Origin of the sequence: Lewinella sp. W8 (assembly GCF_004375085.3) — a bacterium.
Lineage (GTDB): Bacteria > Bacteroidota > Bacteroidia > Chitinophagales > Saprospiraceae > Neolewinella.
In genome coordinates this window covers 1-367 of record NZ_SNAQ03000083.1, presented here as the reverse complement: position 1 = coordinate 367, position 367 = coordinate 1, and the positions used below count along the sequence as shown (strand labels likewise).

At 56.7% G+C, this 367-nt stretch carries 1 protein-coding gene; it reads right to left on the bottom strand.

Going from position 1 to position 367, the window contains the following annotated elements; genetic code table 11:
* Positions 1–338 (bottom strand): DNA-packaging protein FI (locus E1J53_RS23900; RefSeq protein WP_154640301.1); only part of this gene is annotated, 338 nt, incomplete at its 3' end.
* Positions 339–367: the final 29 nt, after the last annotated feature.

Below are 367 nucleotides of genomic sequence, written 5' to 3'. Positions count from 1 at the left end.
AACGCCGTTCCCGGCAGCACAAATGCCACAGGTTCATCCCGCGTGGCGTGAAGTGCATCAGTATGCAGCTTCACCAGTGCCACGACCGTGACCAGTTCAGACGTATCCAGAATCACGGTATCCGGCTGCGCTGATCCCACCTCATTTTCATGTCCGGTCAGCACATTTTCCCGGCTGAGAGGGGTGTCCTGACCGGCAGTTTCATCCGTGTCATCAAGCTCCTCTTTCAGCTCTGCCACACGGAGCGCCAGTTCTTCTTTCGTCCCCGTCAGGCTGACATCACGGTTCAGTTGTTCACCCAGCGAGCGGAGACGGGCAATCAGTTCATCTTTCGTCATGGACTCCTCCACAGAGAAACAATGGCCCC